We start from the raw sequence: 19,889 nt of genomic DNA on the forward strand, positions 1-19,889 counted from the left end.
GTGTTAAAAAACAGAAATGTAAAAATTAATTATGTATGGTAACGGAGGACATAATTACTTTATAAGATTGTAAGAATGAATAAAATATTAAAATATCTATTAAGCTTTTTATTTTTCACCCAGATGTCGTGTCAGGAAAAAAAAGCTCCTAAAAAAACTGAAACTATGACAAAATATGAATGGACTGAAGGAACTTCTGCTCCTCTGGGATATCCGATGGAAGTATATAAAGGAGGGATAGAATGTGAAGGGGGCGAATGGGTAAGTTTAGGCTTTGGGGTGGTACCTGGAAATGGTGCCTGGGGCTCCATCAACCATGGGATGGGAAATGGTTTTAAAAGTCTTCCTTCCCGACTGGATTTTGTATGGATATCTTATATGGAAAACCAGTTTTACATGATTGATACTCCCATCGATACTGCTAAAATTAAAGAATACTTCAGTAAAGGATATGAAACAAAAGTGACAAACGGAAGTGGTGAGATCGAGCATTTAAATTACGATGAAATTGGCGTTGGGATGGCTCCCGGAGGTGTAGTGGTAGTTTGGATAGCCGGCGTCGGAATTCAGAAGGAAATAGGACGTTACCAGGCTAAAAAAGTAACAATTCCTGAATCGGAAATTGCCCAGTTGGATAGTCATCAGAACCGTTTCTGGAGGAAAGATTATCTGGATGATGTATTGAATAATGGTAAGGTTATCCCTGCAGAGGTAAGAGAAAAAAATAAAGGAAAAGCTATTCCATTGGGATTATGGGATACCTATAGAACCCGATACAGCTGGAAACCAGTTTTCGAGCTGCCGGAAAATGCCAAACTCAATTCATTAGTTAATGTTAAAATATCTACAATGAATGGAGAGAAAGAACAGTTTGACACGGCAAAAAACATATTGGCTGTAAACGAACAAAGAGCCATCCCGGTAAGGATTATTTTTGACTATATAGGAGCGGATCATAAAATGTACGGTGCTCACTGTGACCTGAATGAAAACTCAGGTTTGGAAGCTTTTAAAGCAGTGTTTGGTGATGATCCTGATTCAACTAAGGCAGACATTATCGTTAAGGTTAATGAGGCTAACAGCTATTTCACAATAAAGCTAAGAGGTGAAAATGGTAAAGAAGCCTTCATAAAGACTGATAAAGTAGAGGTTTTCTAAAAACAAAGCTATGGGAAAAACTTTTGTATACAACACGGGCAATCCTAAAACTCCTCTGGATGAGCTGTATCTGGAATTCGGAGTATTCTTTGATGGTACTCTGAATAATCTGAAAAACAGCGAACTGAGGATGGAGTACAGGGATGGAAAGAATAAAATGAACAGTACTGATACAGATGATCAGATCAGGGAAAAAGAAAAGGCAATTAAAGAGACAAGAATCCTACAGGAAAAAGAATATGAAAGACTGAAAAAGAAAAAGATGCTGGATGATAATTCTGAATACCATCAGTATCTTAAATCTAGCCATCAGGGATGGTTGGATAAAAAAGGAGTTGACAATAGTTTTAGTAACGATTATACCAATGTTGCCAGAATGTATAAATGTTGTCAACAGGCAACGTATGGAGTTTATGTAGAAGGGATCGGAACACTGGATAATAACAGAGATGTAGATGATGGGTTTCAATATGGGTCCGGTAAAACCGGAGTGCGGGGGAAAGTGAGGAAAGGATGTGAAATGACCGCTGACCGCATTAAAAAACTTATTGCTGAGACCAATGGTAAAGTAAAATTAATGAAAATTACCATTGATACTTTTGGGTTTAGTCGTGGAGCTGCTGCGGCAAGAAATTTTGCTTACGAAATCAATGGAAATAAAAGACCCAAAGATGTTGAGATCAAAAAAACGAGAAAGATAATAGGATATACACAGGTTAATTCTCCTTATGGTCCGGCAGCGATTCCTGAATATGGAGATATCTGGATAGATAAAGATAATATAGAAGTAGATCCGAAATATATCAAAGATGGTAAGCTTCCGAAATTTGGTTTTCTGGGATATTATCTTTTAAGTAAAAAAGTTTTATCTGAGCAGCAACTTGAAGACTTAGATCTTGATGTTCGTTTTATCGGGGTGTATGATACGGTATCTTCCTATGAGGAATTTGGTGATATGGGAGGGCTCAGACGTATAGGATGGGAAGGGATGAAGCATTCTGCTTTAGGACCTAAATACAATTTCGGAGATGATGTAGAGCAGTTACAGCTCAAAAATCCGGGACCTTACTTTAAGGCGGTTCATTTTACAGCAGCCAATGAGCACCGGGAAAATTTTTCATTAACGAAATTTCCGGGAAGTATTGAAAAAGAATTTCCAGGAGTACACTGCGATATTGGCGGTGCTTATGAGAACGGAACAGAGAAAGTGGATGAAATAGAAACTTCCAATCACAAACCCGTATGGTTCCTCAATAAACGCAGACAACAGCTGATTGATGAATATTGGTTTGATGATGATCAGATCGAAATCAATAACAGCTTCCTGAATGTCCTTACCCTGGGAGGGGTGTACCGTAAAATAACCGGAACCCGGTTTCTAAGGAAAGAATACAGCTATATCCCTCTGCATTTTATGGAAGAGCATGGTGAAAATCTGTACAATCATCAGTTAATGACGAAAACAGAGACTGCTTTTTCCATAGAACATGATCAATATCTGCCTCATGCAAAAGACCTTTTACATGGTTATGTATTTGAGAATGATGGTAAATGGGACTTCAAAACAGATGAACAGGTTGAAAAAGAAAAACAGGAGAAAGCATTACAAAGACTGTTGCATCCCGAACCCGCACAGGAACCTGGTCCGGAAGAATCTCCTGAAGAAAAGCTGGATGAAAACGGAAATAAAATGAAAACGACAACATTGGAAGAGGTGACGGTTACCGCTTATCATCCGCAAACATTATTACGGATTATACGTAAGCAATACCTTCACTGGTCGGCCAACAGAGACTGGATGGGAATGGATCCCAACAATGATTATCAAAGAAGAATATATTAAATATGACATCCAGTATATTGCAGAACTTCCATCAGAAAACATACCGGTTGGAAACCATTGTGACCGAACAGAAAAACCCTGCCTACAATATCAAAAAAAGCTATGCCAGGCAGGTTGAGGTCTACTGCCTTGGGAAAGTAAAAGAAGAATATAGGTTTCAGCTTTTGGTTGTAGAATTTGATTTTTCTGATGATGAAGATGCAATGGGAAAATTTCTTAAAAAAATAAGCTATCTGTTTGATGAAATAGAATGCAGGGTAGACGAGGAAGGGAATATTACAGCGGTTGACAATTTGCTTTTCCTTCGGTTGAGATGGGCAAAAATTCAATCGGAATTAGTAAAAGATCATAAAGGGGAAATTGTAGACCAATATTTCAGCCAGATAAGTAGCTTGCTTGCAAATGAGGTAAAGCTCATTGATTTCCTGGGAAGTTATAAAATGTTCGGCTTACTTTTTAACGGTTTGCTGCAATCATTCGAAACAAAACGGAAACGGGAGTCTGCAGAAGGATTTATAGAAATAATGACTCCTGTGAAAGTAGGAGATCAAATGGTTTTAAAGATTTCTGCTCAAAACCTGGAACATACTGATATCAGTGACTTCAGAGGCATATTTGCCTGCAAGGGAGATCAGTATGAAGAAGGCTTTATAGAAATTAAAAAGCACAATATTCATTTAAAACATTCACTGCTATGGATATATTAGATAAAGAAGGCGTAGCACCGAAAGCACAGAACCAGGCTCCGGCCCCGCAAGCTCAGCCACCGGGTACTCCACAGGATAGTGAGGAGCTGAGAGCGGCCAACAGTAAGAAGATGGAAGAGAAACGTGCTGAAAATGAAAAAAAAGATAATGTAGAGGCCGGACTGAAAGTGGTGATAGATACCGCTACTCTGGAATGTGTATTGTGCACCAATCCCAAGGGAACCATGAAGGTGAATTATGATACACCTACCATCCAGGACAAGAAAACGGCTACCATAAAAGAGCGGGGCCCCAAGAGTCTTGTTTTTTTAGGGAACTGTAAAAAAAGTCCCAATGCAGCCGCCCCCTGTACCACCGTTATGAATGTAAGAGACTGGAAAGATGTAGGAACCTACCTGTCTCAGGAGCAGCCGGTGTTACTGCAGAAAAGTACCATCCCCTGCACCTATGGAGGCGTAGATATTACCATTACAGACAGCGGACAGGTCCATCAGCCGGAAAGTATAGATGCCGTGGGAGCCCCTGTACCGGAATCCAAAGAAAAGATCAACGGTAACTTTTATAATTATAATGGAACTTTTGAAGGTAGCGTAAAAGGACAGAAAATAGGAAAAGAAACAGACGTGTATGCCTGTGAAGGAAAAAGCTCAGAAGAAGATATTTACAAAAGCCCTAGAAAACTCAAGATTGAACACAGTGAGTTCCAGAAGGTATGTAATATTATTAAACATGAAGGTCTGTCATCCGAAAAAGAAGAGTATCTTTATATAGCACACACCAACTACAACGAAGCAAAAAGAGTTGGAAAAACAATGTTCGAATTATTAAATTCAAGCTACTCCAGTGTGGATGCCAAAGATAAAGTTGAAATGAAAACCTCTGAAAAAGATACCATTTCCCTGTATTCAAGAGCAGGTGCCATTGATGCTCTTCTGAGAGATGTGGATGAGGTGAAAAATGATCCTACCGATAACGCTACACAATGGGATGGGGAGGACTTCCTCGCCTGGGGAATAGATACGGATTTAAAGCCAGACAGTAAAACAAAATACGGTCATAATAAATTTGATGAATATGACTATATTAAAATCAGTAAAAGCCTGTACGATTCTTTTGTTGGTAAAGTAACAGGAAGAAGGGGTTCTACTCTGGCATACAACTCAATTCATGATGATAAGTGTGATAAAGGGAATCATACCCACAAAACCGTAAAAGAAAAAAATAAAGCAGTGTATGCTATTCCGAATGCAGATTTTGCAAAAGAAGATTATTGGACGACAGGGAATTTTTACTACAAGAATGCCACGAAGCAGTCTTTTGGCTTAGAAGCAACCCGTGTTGCCGGATATACGATATTTTGGAAAAAAGTAAAAATTTAAATCAATGAGAAATTTAGCATATATACTGTTTATCCTTGGGATATTTCATGTCAATGCCTGTGCCCAGGTACCCAAATCCTATTCTATAACGCAGATTGTCAACAAAACAATCGATAAGGGAGAATATGTTGATGACAGGAAGATCAGTAAAGACGATCAGGTAAGCATGGACCATCTTATTTATATCTCCAACCCTAAAAAAGACAGTATAGCTTTTTATGATTTTAATGATTCTCAGCTGTCAGAAAAGAAAGTTCCCAATATCTGCACCTTAACAAAAAATCAGAAACTGGTTTTACTGGATTATAAAAATGAAGGTTACGATACCAAGCTTACCATTGCGTTTGATGATAAAGAAAGAAAAATAGTAATTGGGAACAAGGATGTTTTTTATCTCAATGATTCCTACTATAAATACTTACGGAAAAATGTTGGTGAAGATCTGAATATTCCTGATCTGATTGACTTTCTGGAGGATTTTCTGACAGGATACAACCTTGATGATTTAAAATATATTGCATCCTATGGAAAATATAAACATAAGGATTTCAGAATAATCAAAGGCTATATGGAATCTTACAGAAGCCAGGCCAGTGACTATCTCGACAAATGGAATGTAAAATTCACCTATAATAAAGCCGGGATATTGCAGAATCTTTTAAAAGAATCCACAGAAGGCGACCAGGAAATAGAAAAAAAACTGGTGTCTGCCAATAAAGGTATTTTTAAATATACAAAACATACTAATGTTGAAAGCCGGCTTATCACAGATCGTGAAATACAGATCGATACCAACAGAAACAGGTATGATGAAAAGGTAACTTCATTTCAGGTAGGATTAGGCAAAGAAACCAGATATGAAACTGTACAAATCTCTTATAAGAATTTCCCTTCCAAAGAATTTATGCTCACTTCTGAGAGTATTTCCAATATTGCTTCATCAAAGTAGGTTTTAAAGTTTATAAAGGAAAATTTTTGTTGAATTTCCGCAAGTTGCAGAGAAATTGTATGGGGAATCTTTGGTTTTTATTGATTCTAGGACTGGTGTAAAAATCTTGTAGTTTCTAAATGGATTCTATTAATATCATTATTAAGGTTGTAAATCCTAATACGGGGCAAAGAGTTGCTATTGATGATCTTTCCTGGTCATGCTATTCAAATTTGTGAATTAGTGAAGTTAGTAAGATGGCTCAGCTTTCAATTTATCCTAATCCAATTAACAATGGTGAATATCTGTATCTTAATAAAAAGGTAAATGAAGTTCTTATTTATAATAGTGAAGGGAAACTGATTAAGAAATCAAACTTAAGAAGCAATTCAATATTAATAGATAATCTACTGAAGGGTATGTATTTTCTTAAAACAGAAAATACGATCCATAAATTTATAGTTAATTAATCGTGTGAATTATAAAAGGCAAAAAAATCCATCTTCAAAATTATTTGAGATGGATTTTTATAAGTTTATTTTTAACTTAAAAAGAAAAAACTGTTCAGATTTTATTTATCCTATTCTTTCATTACAAAAATAAGCGTATTTTTTTAAAAAAACAATTTTTAAACGATTGGTACATATTTATTATCCTAATTATAATATTTAAAAAAATGTAAATCAAATTATCCATTAATACTGTATTGTAAAATAAATTTTTCCGCAGTCACTTCTATATGATATTTTTTATGATAGATATATTTTTTTTGTATGGTTTTAAAAATATAAATAAAATTACCATACAAAATATTTGTAGAATACTATTATATTGTTATTTTTGTAGGGTAGATTTTATAATACAATGAATAAAGAACTAAACAAAACTGATAATATATCTAAATATTTAATAGATCTTGTAACTGCAGGGATTACTGGTGATACTAGAAAAGTTGAAGTGATTTCTCTTAGTTTAGCAAGGTCTATTAGAAAATCAGATCCTGATGTTTCGTCTTCAATACAAAACATACTTGCTCTAAATTCTTCTGCAGGAAGCAGTGCAGTAAGAAGTCATGGTAATATACCTATTCCTACTGATAATGATACACATTTAGAAATGGCTCGCATTATTAAGCCTCATTCGGATGGAGGAGTGCTTCCTGTTTTTAATGAGAAAATAAATATGTGGATTAATGATATCTTGGAAGAAAGAAACAACTTGAATACATTGTTAGCTTTTGATATAAGTCCTTCTACTAATTTATTGTTAATAGGACAACCTGGAACGGGTAAAACAATGCTTGCTCATTATATTGCATCTAAGCTTAATAAAAATTTAGTTATAATGGATCTTTCATCAAGTATTTCTAATTTAATGGGAAAAACAGGTCATAACATAAAAAAGGTTCTTAATTATGCAAAAGATACAGGAGCTGTATTGCTATTAGATGAGTTTGACGCAATTGCTAAGAAAAGAGATGACCAAACAGACCTTGGTGAAATAAAAAGAGTTGTAAATGTTCTTCTAATGGAGTTGGAGGATTGGCCGATTTCTTCAATGTTGATTGCAACAAGCAATCACCCTGAATTGCTAGATAGGGCGATATGGAGAAGATTTGATCATGTAATAGAGGTTCCTTTACCATCAACAGAGGAAATAATCAAAATATTAAATCAAAACCTCATTCAATTTTTAAATGATGATTTAAACAATATTTCCATTTTGCAGTTGCTTGCAGGGTTGCTTGATGGGAAAAGCGCAGCTGATATATGTAAATTTACAAATAATGTTAAACGCCGTGTTGCCTTAAAAGACGAAGAGTTGATTATAGCATCACTTAATGAACTTGAGTCATATTCGGCAGATAAAAAAGTTCGAGGAAAATTTTGCATTCTTGCCAAAGAAATGTTAGGAAAAAAAATCACTGTAAGAAAACTTTCAGAAATAACCGGCCTAAGTACGGCGGGTGTACAGCATCATATCTCTAAAATAAAATAACTTAATATGAATAATAACCGAAAACCAATATTATATAAAGGAGAAGTTTATAGCAAACCTGTTTCGAAAAATGGCGGAGGAGGTCCTCTAAAACTTCCTATTTCTTATGAGGAAGCAAGGTATCGAATTAAGAATGATATCGATAAGGTTCATGATACAATTCGGAGTTTGCCAGAAACATCAAAGTTGCCTAATGAAATTGTTGTTTGTATAAGAATGCATCCTGACTTTTCTGCAAAGAGCTATTATCCAGATTCTCTTTTTGATGGAAATAATGAGAAATTTGGATTACAAGAAGTTGGTTCAAGAATTTGGAGGACAGAAGATAGTGAGGATCAAAATGAATTTGAGGAATCAGGAAAACTTTTTTTTGTAAGAGGAACGGAACAAGCATTGGATAAATTAAAGAATCATTTAGATAGACCGCCATTCAGATTGACAAAAAAATTTACTGAAGATGTAAGGAAAATTGTAAGTATTGATTTATTATCTGAAGAAGAACAAATACTGGGAATACCTGATGATTGGGAAAGAGGGTGTTTAGAAGCTGTACTTCACCCTTTTGAGATAGATTATGAAATAGCTTTTGATCATTTCATGAGTGTTCTAAATTCATCCGGTGTAGATGTTGAAAGTATAAAATGTAAACAATATGATGAGGGAGTGACGTTTATTAGTCTTTACGGAGATCGAGAAGTTGTAAGGGCTTTATCCGGATATAATCCATTGCGAACATTACATCCTTTAGAAGCAAGAGATTTTAGCTCTATCGAAAGGGGAACTCCTATGAGTGGTGCTCCAATTCCTCCGCAATTTACGGGGAAATCCTCAATTGTTGTTGGTGTTATAGATGGGGGGTATATTCCAGGAAATCCAGCATTAGATCCATATGTAGAATCTGAAGATTCAGTTCCAGGTATAGCAGTAGAATACTATCAGCAACATGGTACTCAGGTAACTAGTGCAGTTTTATACGGTGCGCTAAATAAATATAAAAATACAGATACCTTACCAGAGCCTAAGGTAAGTGTAAAGAATTTCAGGGTACTGTCCTCTGATACTTCTGATCCTGATCTTTACGAAGTAATTGATGCTATAGAAAAAATTGTTCCTGAAAATGACAACATTAAAATATATAATCTAAGTATGGGGCCTGCGGGACCGATATTAGATGATCATATAAGTCGATTTACATTTGCTTGCGATTTGCTTATTCAAAAATATAGTGTCCTATTTTGTACGGCAGTAGGAAATGATGGTCATATAGCTGGTTATAACAGAATACAAGCTCCTGCAGATATGGTTAATGGTCTTGCTGTTGGTGCATATTCAAAAATTGATGCTGAGATTACTAGAGCTCCATATAGTTGTATCGGTCCAGGAAGAGAGGGGAATAAATTAAAGCCTGATTTATCAGCATTTGGTGGATGCGCTCAAAACCCAATACAGTTAATGGGTGAAAATCAAGATTTAAGAATTTTGACAACTGGAACGAGTTTTTCAAGTCCTTTAGTTTCTGCAGCGAGCGCTCATTTGGTAGGCTATAGCAATGATACTATTAATAGTTTCGTTGCAAGAGTATTGCTCATACATGGTGTATCTGAGACTACTGATAGTCATAGTTTTGAATTAGGACATGGAATACTGCCAGATGATATTCAGCAGCTTGTCACGTGTCCTGCATCTTCTTATACAATTATATATAGTGGAGAAGTAGAGCCGGGTAAATTTATAGAATTGCCTATCCCTTGGACCGAAGAAATAGATAAGGGCAAAGTGAATTTTCGATGGACGGTTTCGACTCAAACTAATGTAGACCCACAAAGTCCCGATGATTACTCAACATCTTCTGTGGTGACTTCTTTTTATCCCCATACCTCAAAATTTAAATTTAAAAATGGTGGATCAACGAAGATTGTTGATGTTGTGAAAAATCCAGATAAGGAAGTTGAACTTCTGTCGACAGGGTGGTTTAGAGAATCTCCTTTTCCTGTAAGTGAATCTGGGCAAACTCCTTATCAAGTAGAAAATGATTTACGCGCTGATTTTAAGTGGGATAGTATGGACACTAGAAGAAAAAATAAAAATGCAGATAATGTATATAATCCTATGTTTCATTTACATGCTCTAGAGCGTGGAAAAAGATATAAATCTGAAAAAATAAAATATACATTAGTTTTAACTGTAACAACTCCTAAGTCAGAAGTAGATTTGTATAGTAAGGTTAGAGCTAAATATTCGGCATTGCTTCCTATTAGTTTAGATCTTGAAAATAGAATCTCTGTCACGTCATAATGACAATCGTTAACAAAAAATATCAGCCACCTTTTGACCACCCTAAAAATCAAAAACCTCTGAAAATCAAAAGATTTCAGAGGTTTTTTGTACCCAGGACCGGGATCGAACCGGTACTCCTAAGAACTGGTGTTTGAGACCAGCGCGTCTACCAATTCCGCCACCTGGGCTTGATGTTTACTCCAAACATGGTGTTTGTTTCAAATTGGTGTGCAAATATAGGAACTTTTTTGAATGTTCAAAAGCTTTTTAAAACATTTTTTTAAAAATTAATTTCCAAACCATCGTAGGCAAGGTGCATTCCGGGTGGAAGTTGTTTATCTTCAATGTCATGCAGGCCTAAGTGATGGCTGATATGGGTTAAAAATAATTTTTTAGGTTTCAGCTCTTCAAAGAGCTTAATAACATCCGGAAGGATAAAATGTGCAGGATGCGGGTCAAATTTTCTGATGCAGTTTAAAATCAATACATCTAAATTCTTCAGTTTTTCCTTTTCCGTGTCAGAAATAAAGCCTGCATCGGTGATATAGGCCAGATTTTTAAACTTATACCCGAAGACCGTAATTTTATAATGAATTACTTCAACAGGAGTGATCTCGGTATCCAGAACCTTGAAAGGTTTATTTTCTATCTCGTGAAGCTCAAAGGCGGGTGCACCCGGGTATCGTACATCGGCAAAAGCATAAGGAAACCTGTTTTTTATTTCATGGGCTACTCTTGAATAACAGTAAAGGGGAACATCTTTTCCGCTTTTAAAGATCAGTGGGCGCATATCATCGAGCCCGATTACGTGGTCGTTGTGTTCGTGAGTGATGAGTGCAATGTCTACGGTATGTTCGTGGTTGCTAAGCATTTGCTGCCTGAAATCCGGGCCGCAGTCGATAAGAATCTTTTTATTTTCCTCCGTAGTAACCATTACGGAAGAACGCAAACGTTTGTCTTTGGGATTTTCGGAAGTACACACTTCACATGTACAGCCTATAACGGGCACACCTTGGGAAGTACCGGTTCCTAAAAATTTCAACTTCATTTTGTTTTGAGGTTGGTTTAATTTTGGTAAATTTACAAAAAATTTCATGTCCTAATGTATCAGAAACTAACTCCCAAACAAAAAGCATTAACAATTAATCTAGATCCTACTATTTATGGTACTTTCGCAGAAATTGGAGCAGGGCAGGAGACTGTTCGTCACTTTTTTAGAGCTGGGGGAGCTTCCGGTACGATCGCTAAGGCAATGTCTGCTTATGATAAAGATTTTAGTGATGCCATTTACGGAAAAGAAGTAAAAAACAGGTACGTTACCCAGAACAGACTTCGCAAAATGCTCCGTTATGAAGTCGCTCTGATCGAAGAAAGAATTTCCAGGGATAATAATCCTGACCGTAAATTTTTCTCTTATGCCAACACTGTAACGACGATCAATTTTGATAAAACAGTTAGAGGCCACGGCTGGGTGGGAATCCGTTTTCAGACGAAAGAAAATGAAGATTACAATGAAATTGTCATTCACGTAAAATTCAAGGAGAATGATGCCACTCTTCAGCAGGAAACTTTAGGAAATCTCGGGGTAAACCTTATTTTCGGGGCTTTTAATTACTTTGATAATCCCAGAACTTTAGTAGAATCCCTATACGACGATATTGCGAAAGACAACCTGGAAATTGATATGATCGATTTCAGCGGACCTGCTTTTTCCTATGTTGATAACAGGCTGATGTCCCTTCAATTGGTAAAGAACGGGATGACTGATGCGGTAATTTTTAATTCCCAGGGCAATAATATGCTTCCGGCAGATGTGCTGTACAAGAAAAATATTTTTGCGGTAAGAGGAAGTTTCAGACCGGTAACAAAAGTAAACATTGATATGCTTAAAAATGGGATGGATATGTTTTTCAAAGATGCCATCTGTACCCATGAAGAAACAGAAGTCCTTATTGAAATTACCATTTCTAACCTGAGAGCAGACGGAGATATTGATGAAAGGGATTTCCTGGATAGAGTAGATATCCTTGGTAAACTGGGCTATACTGTTATCATTTCAAACTTCTCAGAATATTACAGGCTGATCGACTACTTTGCCTCTTATACAAGCGGGGATATCGGAGTTGCAATGGGGGTAAATAACCTGTTGATGGTATTTGACGAGAAATACTATAAGAATCTGTCTGGAGGAATTCTTGAAGCATTCGGGAAATTCTTCAGAAACGGAATGAGAGTGTATCTCTATCCTTATAAAGATCCTGAAACCCACCAGTTACTGGATTCTTCAAACCTTAAAGTGGAGGAGAACCTTAAAGAACTGTATAAATATTTCAAACGTAACAACCGTATTGTAGATATTACCAATTATAACCCGGAATTTTTAGAAATTTATTCAAGGGAGATATTGAGAAAAATCGCATGTTGTACCAAAGGTTGGGAAACTCAGGTTCCGGAAGGCGTGGCAGAAATGATCAAAGAGCGTGGAATGTTCGGTTATAAAGAAGAACTATCCTTAAAACAATTCTCTTAAAACAATATATACAATGTCAGAATTAAAGAAAAGACTTTCCTCAATTCTTGAAAGTCCTAAGCATAATACGGAAGAAAAACTTGAAAAAGTTTGTCATCTGCTGGATCAGGAGATTTCTTATTTCAACTGGACAGGGTTTTACTTCAAAAACGGAGATAAGGATGAATTGATTCTCGGGCCTTATGTGGGAGCACCTACTGACCACACCATTATTCCTTATGGAAAAGGAATTTGCGGTCAGGTTGCCGTTTCCAACGAAACATTTGTGGTTCCTGATGTAAATGAAGAAAGCAATTACCTGAGCTGCTCAATAGATACAAAAGCAGAAATTGTAGTTCCTATTTTCAAAGACGGGAAAAATATCGGACAGATTGATATTGATTCTCATACCGTAGATCCTTTCACGGATGAAGACCGTGAATTGCTGGAATGGCTTTGTAATGAAGTGTCAAAAATTTTGTAAGCAGATTCAACAAGAATATATGAAACTCCGGTCATAAGATCCGGAGTTTTTATTTTTTATGGGTTGTTGGTCGTGATAACAAACATAATTAAAGGCTCATCACCAGTGTTTTCAACGGAATGATAGCCTGTGGAACTGATCGCTGTAATATCACCTTTCTGAAGTGTTTTTGTGCGGATAGGGCCTTCTGTTCCTGTTCTTTCACGATATTCTCCTGTTCCGTGTACCACCACATACAGCTCTTCTTCATTCCTTTCATGATGAGTGTGAAACCCGGATTCATCGCCTTTGTTTAATAAAACCATATAAGCTGCCAGTCGGTTATTGGCCAGCTCCTTCTGGCCAAACATCTGTATCATATGCACGGTTCCGTTTCCTCCATACATGTTTTCACGTTTGTCGATGCGTGTAAAGGTTCGTTCATCCTTTCCAAATGGCATCACATAAAGACGGATGTATTTCGAAACCTCCTGTATAACGTGCTCAAATTCTTCTCCTTCAGATAATAGTACAGTACCAGACATTTATTTTAAATATTAATGTAGAACAATGTACCAAAAATTGCAGAATAAGACAATAAGCAATTTTCATTAAAGATATTTTCTATCAGGTTGGTGAAGTGTCGGTGTTGAGTTTTGAGTTTTGAGTTTCAAAAACTCATGTATACTTCTATGGAATATGCTTTTAACTTAGAAAACTTTAAGTGTTTAACTCTTTTGTAGTTAGCTATTCTCTCGCAGATTTTTCATCCCGCAGATGTTTTCGTATATGAAAATAGTAGATTTTCAAAACTTATGGTACTCCCCAAACAGTTAGTAGCCCTTAAAAACAACTTAAGTGTTAAAGCTTTTGTGCCTTTTGTGGTTAAAAAATCAAAGTTGCATTGAATGAATCTCAGAAATAAGCTCTTTAAAGTAGTTCTCACATTTCGCAATATGTGTTCCATACCAGGAAAAAGCCTCACCATCAACGATCATTATCTTTTTATCAGGGTAAACTATTCTCAGTTCCTCAATATGTTTTTCCTTAAACGGAAAAGGTTCGGATGAAAGCATGATGACATCAGCCTCTGCCAGATCTTCAGCTTCAATCTGAGGATAACGGGTTTTATCCTCAAAAACATTTTCAAAGCCGATTTCCGATAGAATCCTGTGGATAAAGGTGTCTTTACCAACCGTCATATAAGGATTTTTCCAGATCAGATAAGCTGCCTTTACCGGAGTATCAAGTTTAGTCTGATTGAGAATATCATAGATTTTAAGATTGAAAGCCTGTGCCCGTTCTTCTTTTCCGAAAAGCTTCCCAAGGTTTTTAAGAAGGTAATAATTATCTTCAATAGTTTCAACATGGGTTACCATCACTTTACAATCAGCCATTAGCGCTTCTACCTGGTCCTTTACATTTTCCTCTTTGTTGGCAAGAATAAGGTCGGGCTGCAGGGCTTTGATCTTATCAATATTAATGTTTTTTGTACCACCAATGACTGCTACGTTTTTTATCTTATGTTGAGGATGAATACAGAATTTTGTCCGGCCGACCACTTCATTTTCAGTCAGTCCCAGATCGAATAGAGCCTCAGTGATAGAGGGTACAAGTGAAACGATTTTCATATTGGCATTTTAGTTGATGCCTAAAATTACAAAAGTTTTCCGGTTAAGAAAAGTCCGGCTACCGTAAAATAGATGATGAGCCCCGTAACGTCCACCAATGTAGCTACAAAAGGAGCGGAAGAAGTGGCGGGGTCAAGCTTTAATTTCTTTAAAACGAACGGGATCATAGAACCTGATAACGTTCCCCATAATACAATGGCAATAAGAGAAACGGAAACACTTAATCCTACATAAACCCAATATTGTCCGTAATTGAAGAGTCCTACCTGCTGCCACAGCATGATCCTTACAAATCCTATAATTCCCAGAATAACCCCAAGGCATATTCCTGAGATGATCTCTTTTTTCATCACATACCACCAGTCTTTCAACCCGATTTCCTGTAGAGCCATTGCACGGATGATCAGCGTGGCAGCCTGTGAACCGGAATTTCCTCCGCTGGAGATGATTAAAGGAACAAACAGGGCGAGAACCACCGCTTTTTCAATTTCTTTATCAAAATATCCCATTGCTGAAGCGGTCAGCATTTCTGAAACAAATAGAATGATCAGCCAGGTTGCCCTTTTTTTAATCATTTCTGTCCAGGAAGTTTGGGTATAGGGAAGATCCAGGGCCTCCAATCCCCCGAATTTCTGAATATCCTCCGTATTCTGCTGTTCGATCTGGTCAAGGATGTCATCAATGGTCACAATACCAACCAGTACCCCGGCCTCTGTAATGATGGGAAGGGCGCCACGGTCATATTTTTCAAAATAGGTTACCGCATCCTCTTTTGAGGTGGTGGTGGTAATCGCTACAAAGTGGTTATCTGTAATATCAGAAACCAAAGTGTCTTCTTCTTCCAGCAATAGTGTACCAATGGCAAGGTCATCAATCAGGCGGTTTCTTTCATCTACTACATACAGATAGTTCATGGTTTCCACCCTTTTTCCTACTTTTTTGATCTGCTGAAGACATCGCTTTACGCTCCATTCCTTACGGATCTGGATATAATAGGGAGTCATCAGACGGGCAATAGAATCAGAGTTGTAACCCAGTAGTTTCAGGGCAATTCTTCTTTCCTGCGGGTTAAGATGATTGATGGAGTACTTGATAAGTTCGTCCGGGAAGTCCTCAAAAAGAGCAGTCCTGTCATCCGGAGTCATTGCATTCAGGATTTCAGAAACTTCGTCACTTCCGATACTTCTGATAGTATCTTCCTGGAAGTCAGGATCAAGGTGTGAAAAAACTTCGGCTTTGTATTCTTTCGGAACCTTCAGGAATGCCAGTAACCTCTCATCAGCAGGAAGGTTGCTGAGAGTTTCGGCAATATCGGCAGGGTTGAAGATAAGTTCGTCTCTAGAATTCAAAACGTGAAATTTTTTGGATATGCAAAAATAATTCAAATTTTTAAGACTGAGCAATAAAGTGGGAAAATTAAGGATTAATTAAAGTTTAATCCCTCATTATAAGAACAAAAGAACACCTGCCGGAGCAGATGTTCAAAATTAAATTTTAAAAAATCATAATAGCCTATATTAGTCAAAAATAGGTTCACATTCTATAATAGGAGAGTAGACGCACATCCCTCCCTGGCAGCACTGTCCGGGATCACACTGGGCGCTGGTACTGCATTTTTTTATCGGTCCGCTGCCTTTGATCCCTTTTTGTTCAGTTCTGTTCAGTTTTTTGAAATTTGGATTTTTCATAATGATCAGCTTAGTGTAAAGATAAAAATGAATTTACTCTTCCATGCAGGCATATTCCATACAGGCACCTCTGCAGCAGTAGCCGATAAAACATGGTCTGGTTTCACTGCATCGCTGGATGGCTCCGCCGTTAATCTGCTTTGCCTTTTCTCTGCTGAGTTTCTTTAGATTTTTCATAAGTTTTGGATTTTATAGATGAGTTAGACTGAGATAATAGATTTGTACTGTTATTCCTTATTCTAAAGGGCAGGGATATAGTACACAGGTGTTACGGCAGCATGATCCGCCCGGACATTCGAAATGTTCCCTGCATCTTTTAATGATTCCGCCGCCTTCGATGGCCTTTTGGGCTGTTCTGTTGAGCTTCTTTAAATTTTTCATAAGATTTAGTTTTAATGGTGAACTAATTTAATAAAATATTTTCATATTATTCATTAATTGGTGAAAATATTTAATTGGAATTCAGTTGATTGTATGAATTTATGTGTAATAGTCAAAAAAAAACACTTGTTTTATTTTTAAACAAGTGTCTTCTGTTTCATGAAATTTTTTTATAATTCCGGGCAGGGGTAATAGACGCAGGCGTTTCTGCAGCATGATCCTCCCGGACATTCAAAAGAATAATTGCATTTTTTAATACCACCTCCGGCAGCTCCCGAAATTTCTTTCTGGCTGTTTCTGCTCAGCTTTTTTAAATTTGAATTGTTCATAATGATTTAGATTTAAGGTAAAACTAAAGTAATGAAAGTAGCTGAGGTGATTGAATATCAGGTATATAAGACGTGAATCCGTCTATGAATAACAAAAAGATTTGATTGAGGTACAGGCTTAAAAGTTTCAAACTTATAATTCAGCTTCTGCAGGCTTCAGTTTTCTCAGCTTTTTGATGATCCCTTTGATGGCACCTTCCGTACCTATTTTTACAGAATTTACGGTAGAACCCAGTAAGCGCATATTTTTCCTGTAGGTATCATGATCCGTCTCCGTTACCAGAGTTCCGTCTGAACCGAAAAGCTTCATGCTTACCACCACCTGGTTAGAGAATACGTATTTTCCAAGACCAACTTTAAAGTATCTTACTTTGGAAACAATGGCAAAATCAGCATCGTTGTTGACGCAGTAATCCATAATGGTCTGCTTATCTATACTGTCGAAGGGAACCTGTACTTCTGCCCGGAGCATCTTGTTTTTTCTTCCGCTAAAGTTGTCAGAAACGGCATCGAAAAAAGCAGCATTCGTAGGATCTTTGATCTCATCGATATCAGGCTCTACCTCGGGATTGAAATAGAGAACTTTTTTTATTTTATCATCAGCATTTTTCTGTGCTTTCACCGAAGTGAAACCGATGAATAAAAAAGTGACCGCTGCTGTAAAGAATATAATTTTTTTCATTTGTAATTCGAATGCAAAATTACTGCCTTTTCGTTGGATTACATCAAATTTATTAAGAAATTTTTAACATTTTTTTCTATCAATTTTGATTTATGAAATCAATAATGTTTGCAGAATCAAAAAATAGTCGTAATTTTGCACCCGTTACATAATAATCATTAAACAATATTGGAATGTACTTAACAACAGACAAAAAGCAGGAAATTTTCGCAAAACACGGAAAATCTGCACAGGACACAGGAAGTGCTGAAGGACAAATCGCTCTTTTCACTTTCAGAATCAATCACTTATCTCAGCACTTAAAGGCTAACCGTCATGATTTCAACACAGAGAGATCTCTTGTGAAATTGGTAGGTAAGAGAAAAAGTTTATTAGATTACCTTAAAAACAAAGATATCGCAAGATACAGAGCAATTATTGCTGAACTAGGTTTAAGAAAATAATCTTTAAAGATTTCAAAATAAAAGCAACTTCGAAAGAGGTTGCTTTTTTTGTTTGCAAAACATCAGTGACTCAGCTGTTTTTATTTCCAGCGAACCTTTTTCACTATTTTATTTATACGCAATAAGGTTGCGTATTTCATTGTTTATTTTGCAGTATCAAAAAATGGAAATCATAATCCCATTTTAAAAATAATAAGATGAAAATACGTTTTAAAAACAGAGAACAGGCTGCCCTTTCACATTTCTTTAAGGATGAGCATAAAGTAGTTATTAAGCAAATGACCCTTCAGGGATATTACACCTATACTCTTTTTAATGAAAACCTGAATGAGATAACAGTGAATGAAAACCAAGTGGAAATTACTGACCATGATATGTCAGATATGATACCAAGAAATGATCTTGGTTTTGGCAGAGAATTCTATATCAATCGGTTCTTAATAGAATTAATACCGTTACAGCCAGGTCAATTCTTTAGCACACAGTCTCTTTGGGTAGCAGGGAAGCTTGTAAGGTTTTTTGAAAAATATAATTATGAAATTCCGGCTTCTTATAAAGACAGAGTTCTGAACGAAGATCATAAGATGAGTCTTATCGAAGGTTTTCTGATGGCCATAAACCCTTATATGGAAAGGAAATTTATTGGTGGAAATTATTTTGAATGTTTTGAATTCTATAAAGGAGAAGTGGTCTCGGAAATTGAACTTAAAATCAATGACAGCCTGGAAGAACTTAATATTACAGAGTACAAAACGCTTTTGAAAGCTTTTATTGAAAAATCATTAAATGACACCTATGATAATGAAGTAATTTCCAAAAATTATTCAGCAACTCTTTTTGCTTTGGTTGACTCCCTTTTTATCTACGAGATCACCCGTATTTTTTCCTATAAAACCTTCTATAATAATTGTTTTGTGATAGAATATCAGAATGAATATTTCTATCTGAATCAGTACTGGTGGGGATAATCCGGAGGTACAAAATTCCCCCTCCGCCGAAAGGGGGCAAAAAATTCAAAAAAATTTGACATGGTGCCCAGTACCGTGATGTAATTTACTCCATCTTTTTCCCGATCTTCCCCAAATGCGTATTCTGAAAACTATTCGGATACTTTAATCCATAGCCTAAAATTCTGTCAAAGGCAGAATGAGAAAACAAAATTGCTCCGGCCATCTGGAAATAGGGTAGGGATAAAGCTGTTCCAATAAGGTATACGGCAATTGCTACTCCAAAGTGATGAAAGAGATTATAACAAAATGCTCCTGCTTTAGTATTGATGGTATACCCAAGCATAGAGAGATCAGGAGCAAGGAATAAAGCCGCAAACCACCACCAGGAATATCCTGTTTGGGCGAAAGCAAAAATTCCCAGCAGTAAAAAAGCGGCATATTCAAGTTGTAACTGGATCTTCATAGGAGGATTTTTGGTAATATACAGGATAAGTAGGCTTCTTCAGAGGAAAGTTACAGGGAA

General features: G+C 36.6%; 22 protein-coding genes and 1 tRNA gene. 12 read left to right on the forward strand and 11 right to left on the reverse strand.

Annotated elements, in window-relative coordinates:
• Positions 1 to 123: 123 nt before the first annotated feature.
• The 8 genes from BBI00_RS00890 to BBI00_RS00925 all read left to right on the forward strand — a co-directional run bounded on the left by BBI00_RS00890 (position 124) and on the right by BBI00_RS00925 (position 10,308).
• Positions 124 to 1,158, forward strand: a complete 1,035-nt coding sequence (locus tag BBI00_RS00890; protein ID WP_065396994.1) for a DUF2931 family protein — start codon at positions 124 to 126, stop codon at positions 1,156 to 1,158.
• Positions 1,159 to 1,168: 10 nt separating this feature from the next.
• Positions 1,169 to 3,001, forward strand: coding sequence for a phospholipase effector Tle1 domain-containing protein (locus BBI00_RS00895; protein WP_065396995.1), 1,833 nt, complete (start codon positions 1,169 to 1,171; stop codon positions 2,999 to 3,001).
• Positions 3,002 to 3,003: 2 nt separating this feature from the next.
• Positions 3,004 to 3,708 carry a hypothetical protein gene (locus tag BBI00_RS00900; RefSeq protein WP_065396996.1) on the forward strand — a complete coding sequence of 235 codons (705 nt, stop codon included), beginning with the start codon at positions 3,004 to 3,006 and terminating at the stop codon, positions 3,706 to 3,708.
• On the forward strand, positions 3,696 to 5,087 hold the full coding sequence (locus BBI00_RS00905) for a DUF4280 domain-containing protein (RefSeq protein ID WP_065396997.1): 1,392 nt from the start codon (positions 3,696 to 3,698) through the stop codon (positions 5,085 to 5,087). The genes BBI00_RS00900 and BBI00_RS00905 overlap by 13 nt, the downstream gene beginning before the upstream one ends.
• Positions 5,088 to 5,091: 4 nt before the next feature.
• On the forward strand, positions 5,092 to 6,036 hold the full coding sequence (locus BBI00_RS00910; RefSeq protein ID WP_065396998.1) for a hypothetical protein: 945 nt from the start codon (positions 5,092 to 5,094) through the stop codon (positions 6,034 to 6,036).
• 236 nt (positions 6,037 to 6,272) lie between these two features.
• On the forward strand, positions 6,273 to 6,485 hold the full coding sequence (locus BBI00_RS23725; RefSeq protein ID WP_065396999.1) for a T9SS type A sorting domain-containing protein: 213 nt from the start codon (positions 6,273 to 6,275) through the stop codon (positions 6,483 to 6,485).
• A gap of 394 nt (positions 6,486 to 6,879) precedes the next feature.
• Positions 6,880 to 8,013 carry an AAA family ATPase gene (locus BBI00_RS00920; protein ID WP_083988390.1) on the forward strand — a complete coding sequence of 378 codons (1,134 nt, stop codon included), beginning with the start codon at positions 6,880 to 6,882 and terminating at the stop codon, positions 8,011 to 8,013.
• Positions 8,014 to 8,019: 6 nt separating this feature from the next.
• Entirely contained in the window at positions 8,020 to 10,308 is a 2,289-nt protein-coding gene (locus BBI00_RS00925; protein ID WP_065397000.1) for a S8 family peptidase, read from the forward strand.
• Positions 10,309 to 10,398: 90 nt separating this feature from the next.
• On the opposite strand, the gene BBI00_RS00930 is transcribed toward BBI00_RS00925, so the two are convergent.
• A tRNA-Leu gene (locus tag BBI00_RS00930) sits at positions 10,399 to 10,478 on the reverse strand.
• Between the two features lie 92 nt (positions 10,479 to 10,570).
• Positions 10,571 to 11,338: an MBL fold metallo-hydrolase gene (locus BBI00_RS00935; RefSeq protein WP_065397001.1), complete on the reverse strand. Its 768-nt coding sequence runs from the start codon at positions 11,336 to 11,338 to the stop codon at positions 10,571 to 10,573.
• 54 nt (positions 11,339 to 11,392) lie between these two features.
• On the opposite strand from BBI00_RS00935, the gene BBI00_RS00940 reads away from it, so the two are divergent.
• A complete protein-coding gene (locus tag BBI00_RS00940; protein WP_065397002.1) occupies positions 11,393 to 12,820 on the forward strand; it encodes a nicotinate-nucleotide adenylyltransferase in 1,428 nt (475 codons plus the stop codon).
• A 13-nt stretch (positions 12,821 to 12,833) separates the two neighbouring features.
• Positions 12,834 to 13,283, forward strand: coding sequence for a GAF domain-containing protein (locus BBI00_RS00945; protein ID WP_065397003.1), 450 nt, complete (start codon positions 12,834 to 12,836; stop codon positions 13,281 to 13,283).
• 56 nt (positions 13,284 to 13,339) lie between these two features.
• On the opposite strand, the gene BBI00_RS00950 is transcribed toward BBI00_RS00945, so the two are convergent.
• From BBI00_RS00950 to BBI00_RS00965, 8 genes are all read right to left on the reverse strand, one after another.
• On the reverse strand, positions 13,340 to 13,807 hold the full coding sequence (locus BBI00_RS00950) for a cupin domain-containing protein (RefSeq protein ID WP_065397004.1): 468 nt from the start codon (positions 13,805 to 13,807) through the stop codon (positions 13,340 to 13,342).
• Positions 13,808 to 14,155: 348 nt separating this feature from the next.
• Complete coding sequence (locus BBI00_RS00955) at positions 14,156 to 14,893, reverse strand: ABC transporter substrate-binding protein (protein WP_065397005.1); 738 nt, start codon at positions 14,891 to 14,893, stop codon at positions 14,156 to 14,158.
• 26 nt (positions 14,894 to 14,919) lie between these two features.
• Complete coding sequence (gene mgtE, locus BBI00_RS00960) at positions 14,920 to 16,242, reverse strand: magnesium transporter (protein ID WP_065397006.1); 1,323 nt, start codon at positions 16,240 to 16,242, stop codon at positions 14,920 to 14,922.
• A gap of 168 nt (positions 16,243 to 16,410) precedes the next feature.
• Complete coding sequence (locus tag BBI00_RS23165) at positions 16,411 to 16,581, reverse strand: hypothetical protein (RefSeq protein WP_165602481.1); 171 nt, start codon at positions 16,579 to 16,581, stop codon at positions 16,411 to 16,413.
• A gap of 33 nt (positions 16,582 to 16,614) precedes the next feature.
• Positions 16,615 to 16,758 (reverse strand): bacteriocin-like protein, encoded by a 144-nt coding sequence (locus tag BBI00_RS23170; protein ID WP_165602482.1) that lies wholly within the window; start codon positions 16,756 to 16,758, stop codon positions 16,615 to 16,617.
• A gap of 57 nt (positions 16,759 to 16,815) precedes the next feature.
• A complete protein-coding gene (locus BBI00_RS23175) occupies positions 16,816 to 16,962 on the reverse strand; it encodes a bacteriocin-like protein (protein WP_165602483.1) in 147 nt (48 codons plus the stop codon).
• 170 nt (positions 16,963 to 17,132) lie between these two features.
• Positions 17,133 to 17,291 (reverse strand): bacteriocin-like protein, encoded by a 159-nt coding sequence (locus tag BBI00_RS23180; protein WP_165602484.1) that lies wholly within the window; start codon positions 17,289 to 17,291, stop codon positions 17,133 to 17,135.
• Positions 17,292 to 17,424: 133 nt separating this feature from the next.
• On the reverse strand, positions 17,425 to 17,973 hold the full coding sequence (locus BBI00_RS00965) for a pyruvate decarboxylase (protein ID WP_065397007.1): 549 nt from the start codon (positions 17,971 to 17,973) through the stop codon (positions 17,425 to 17,427).
• Between the two features lie 173 nt (positions 17,974 to 18,146).
• Between BBI00_RS00965 and rpsO the strand changes: the two genes are divergently transcribed.
• Entirely contained in the window at positions 18,147 to 18,416 is a 270-nt protein-coding gene (rpsO, locus tag BBI00_RS00970; RefSeq protein WP_034692246.1) for a 30S ribosomal protein S15, read from the forward strand.
• Between the two features lie 197 nt (positions 18,417 to 18,613).
• Positions 18,614 to 19,384, forward strand: a complete 771-nt coding sequence (locus BBI00_RS00975) for a hypothetical protein (RefSeq protein ID WP_065397008.1) — start codon at positions 18,614 to 18,616, stop codon at positions 19,382 to 19,384.
• A gap of 85 nt (positions 19,385 to 19,469) precedes the next feature.
• Here the strand turns inward: BBI00_RS00975 and BBI00_RS00980 are convergent, their stop codons facing one another.
• Positions 19,470 to 19,829, reverse strand: a complete 360-nt coding sequence (locus tag BBI00_RS00980; RefSeq protein WP_065397009.1) for a DUF4260 domain-containing protein — start codon at positions 19,827 to 19,829, stop codon at positions 19,470 to 19,472.
• Positions 19,830 to 19,889: the final 60 nt, after the last annotated feature.

Origin of the sequence: Chryseobacterium arthrosphaerae, from assembly GCF_001684965.1 — a bacterium.
GTDB lineage: Bacteria > Bacteroidota > Bacteroidia > Flavobacteriales > Weeksellaceae > Chryseobacterium > Chryseobacterium arthrosphaerae.

Bases quoted from the DNA above. Each gene is read 5' to 3' on its own strand.
- BBI00_RS00890 (WP_065396994.1), top strand. From the start codon at position 124: ATGTCGTGTCAGGAAAAAAAAGCTCCTAAAAAAACTGAAACTATGACA.
- BBI00_RS00895 (WP_065396995.1), top strand. From the start codon at position 1,169: ATGGGAAAAACTTTTGTATACAACACGGGCAATCCTAAAACTCCTCTG.
- BBI00_RS00900 (WP_065396996.1), top strand. From the start codon at position 3,004: ATGACATCCAGTATATTGCAGAACTTCCATCAGAAAACATACCGGTTG.
- BBI00_RS00905 (WP_065396997.1), top strand. From the start codon at position 3,696: ATGGATATATTAGATAAAGAAGGCGTAGCACCGAAAGCACAGAACCAG.
- BBI00_RS00910 (WP_065396998.1), top strand. From the start codon at position 5,092: ATGAGAAATTTAGCATATATACTGTTTATCCTTGGGATATTTCATGTC.
- BBI00_RS23725 (WP_065396999.1), top strand. From the start codon at position 6,273: ATGGCTCAGCTTTCAATTTATCCTAATCCAATTAACAATGGTGAATAT.
- BBI00_RS00920 (WP_083988390.1), top strand. From the start codon at position 6,880: ATGAATAAAGAACTAAACAAAACTGATAATATATCTAAATATTTAATA.
- BBI00_RS00925 (WP_065397000.1), top strand. From the start codon at position 8,020: ATGAATAATAACCGAAAACCAATATTATATAAAGGAGAAGTTTATAGC.
- BBI00_RS00935 (WP_065397001.1), bottom strand. From the start codon at position 11,338: ATGAAGTTGAAATTTTTAGGAACCGGTACTTCCCAAGGTGTGCCCGTT.
- BBI00_RS00940 (WP_065397002.1), top strand. From the start codon at position 11,393: ATGTATCAGAAACTAACTCCCAAACAAAAAGCATTAACAATTAATCTA.
- BBI00_RS00945 (WP_065397003.1), top strand. From the start codon at position 12,834: ATGTCAGAATTAAAGAAAAGACTTTCCTCAATTCTTGAAAGTCCTAAG.
- BBI00_RS00950 (WP_065397004.1), bottom strand. From the start codon at position 13,807: ATGTCTGGTACTGTACTATTATCTGAAGGAGAAGAATTTGAGCACGTT.
- BBI00_RS00955 (WP_065397005.1), bottom strand. From the start codon at position 14,893: ATGAAAATCGTTTCACTTGTACCCTCTATCACTGAGGCTCTATTCGAT.
- BBI00_RS23165 (WP_165602481.1), bottom strand. From the start codon at position 16,581: ATGAAAAATCCAAATTTCAAAAAACTGAACAGAACTGAACAAAAAGGG.
- BBI00_RS23170 (WP_165602482.1), bottom strand. From the start codon at position 16,758: ATGAAAAATCTAAAGAAACTCAGCAGAGAAAAGGCAAAGCAGATTAAC.
- BBI00_RS23175 (WP_165602483.1), bottom strand. From the start codon at position 16,962: ATGAAAAATTTAAAGAAGCTCAACAGAACAGCCCAAAAGGCCATCGAA.
- BBI00_RS23180 (WP_165602484.1), bottom strand. From the start codon at position 17,291: ATGAACAATTCAAATTTAAAAAAGCTGAGCAGAAACAGCCAGAAAGAA.
- BBI00_RS00965 (WP_065397007.1), bottom strand. From the start codon at position 17,973: ATGAAAAAAATTATATTCTTTACAGCAGCGGTCACTTTTTTATTCATC.
- rpsO (WP_034692246.1), top strand. From the start codon at position 18,147: ATGTACTTAACAACAGACAAAAAGCAGGAAATTTTCGCAAAACACGGA.
- BBI00_RS00975 (WP_065397008.1), top strand. From the start codon at position 18,614: ATGAAAATACGTTTTAAAAACAGAGAACAGGCTGCCCTTTCACATTTC.
- BBI00_RS00980 (WP_065397009.1), bottom strand. From the start codon at position 19,829: ATGAAGATCCAGTTACAACTTGAATATGCCGCTTTTTTACTGCTGGGA.